The organism is Streptomyces sp. NPDC127177 (assembly GCF_042672475.1).
In the GTDB taxonomy this organism is placed as follows: domain Bacteria; phylum Actinomycetota; class Actinomycetes; order Streptomycetales; family Streptomycetaceae; genus Streptomyces.
Genome location: NZ_JBHXUW010000132.1, coordinates 1 through 2084 on the forward strand (window position 1 = coordinate 1; position 2084 = coordinate 2084).

General features: G+C 68.5%; 1 protein-coding gene. It reads left to right on the forward strand.

The window, feature by feature from the left end; all coding sequences use genetic code 11:
* Positions 1-2084, forward strand: a 2084-nt coding sequence (locus ACFVJX_RS36005) for a beta-ketoacyl synthase N-terminal-like domain-containing protein (RefSeq protein WP_385746757.1), incomplete at both ends; no start/stop codon positions are given.

Sequence of the window (2084 nt, forward strand, 5' to 3'; positions counted from 1 at the left end):
CTTCCGGTGCTGCGTGCGCAGGGTGAGGTTCCGGCGTTGTTGCGTTCGTTGATTCGTGTGCGGTCGAGGCGTGTGGCTGCGGTCGCGGGTTCGGCGGCTGCTGCGGGCCTGGTTGAGCGGCTGGTCGGGCTGACGGTCGTCGAGCGTCAGGAAATGTTGGTCGATCTGGTTCGGGGGCAGGTCGCCCTGGTGCTCGGTCATGCCGATGGCAACGCGGTCAATCCCGGCCGTGCCTTCCGCGATCTGGGCTTCGACTCCCTCACCGCCGTCGAACTCCGCAACCGCCTCAACACGGCCAGTGGGCTCAGGCTCCCGGCGACCATGGCCTTCGACTACCCGACAGTCCAGTCACTTGTGGACTACCTCCTGGAGGAGCTGCTGGGTGCGGATGCCTCGGCTGAAGTAGCGGTCGTGGGACGGCCTGTTCAGGGGAGTGCCGACGATCCGATCGTGGTCGTGGGGATGAGCTGCCGCTATCCGGGCGGGGTCGCCTCGCCCGAGGACCTCTGGAAACTGGTCACCGAGGGGGCCGATGCCATCTCCGGGTTCCCGACCAATCGAGGCTGGGACGTCGACGGGCTCTACGACCCGGACCCCGACCACCTGGGCACGTCGTACACGCAGGAGGGCGGTTTCCTCCACAGCGCCGACGAGTTCGACCCCGCGTTCTTCGGGATGTCGCCGCGTGAGGCCCTTGCGACGGACTCGCAGCAGCGGCTGTTGCTGGAGGCGTCCTGGGAGGCGATCGAGACGGCCGGGATCGACCCGGTGTCGCTCAAGGGCTCGGCGACCGGTGTCTTCGCCGGTGTGATGTACAGCGACTACATGACGCTCCTGGGAGGCCCCGAGTTCGAGGGCTTCCAAGGAGGCGGCAGCACGAGTCTGGCCTCGGGCCGGGTCTCGTACACCCTGGGTCTTGAGGGCCCGGCGGTGACGGTGGACACGGCGTGCTCGTCGTCGCTGGTGGCGATGCACTGGGCGATGCAGGCGTTGCGCAGTGGTGAGTGCTCGTTGGCGCTGGCCGGTGGTGTCACCGTGATGTCGACGCCGAACGTGTTCGTGGACTTCTCGCGTCAGCGGGGGCTGGCTCCCGATGGCCGGTGCAAGGCGTTCTCCGAGTCGGCCGATGGTGTGGGCTGGTCGGAGGGTGTCGGGATGCTGGTGCTCGAGCGGCAGTCCGACGCGTTGCGCAACGGTCACGAGATCCTTGCTGTGGTGCGGGGTTCGGCGGTCAATCAGGATGGTGCGTCCAACGGTCTGACGGCGCCCAACGGTCCGTCCCAGCAGCGGGTCATCCGCCAGGCGCTCGCCAGCGGCGGGCTGACGATGGATGACGTCGACGTGGTGGAGGCGCACGGGACGGGCACCATGCTGGGTGACCCGATCGAGGCGCAGGCGCTGCTTGCGACGTACGGGCGTGACCGGGATCCGGAGCGTCCGTTGCTCCTGGGCTCGGTGAAGTCCAACATCGGTCACACGCAGGCCGCCTCGGGCGTTGCCGGTGTGATCAAGATGATCATGGCGATGCGGCACGGTGTGCTGCCGCAGACCCTGCACGTGACGGAGCCGTCCTCGCACGTGGACTGGTCGGAGGGGGCTGTGGAGCTTCTCGCGGACTCCACGGCTTGGCCGGAGACGGACCGGGTGCGGCGTGCGGGTGTGTCGTCGTTCGGGATCAGTGGCACGAACGCGCACGTGATTCTGGAGCAGCCGGCCACGGTCATTCGCGGCACGGTGGTCGAGACGCCTCCCGCCGTGGTGCCGTGGGTGCTCTCGGGTAAGACCCCGGAGGCGCTGCGCGGTCAGGCCGCCCGACTGCTCTCCCGCCTCGAATCGGCCCCCGAACTAAGGCCGGTGGACATCGGGATGTCTCTGGCCACAGGCCGGTCCGTCTTCGACCACAACGCGGTGGTGCTGACCGACGGTTCCACCGACGCCACACGCGCCCTCGCGGCCCTGGCCGCCGGCGATCCGGACGTCTCCGCCGTTTCGGGTGTGGTGGCGAGTGGAAAGCGCGCGTTCCTGTTCTCGGGTCAGGGTTCGCAGCGGTTGGGTATGGGGCGTGAGTTGTACGCACGCTTCCC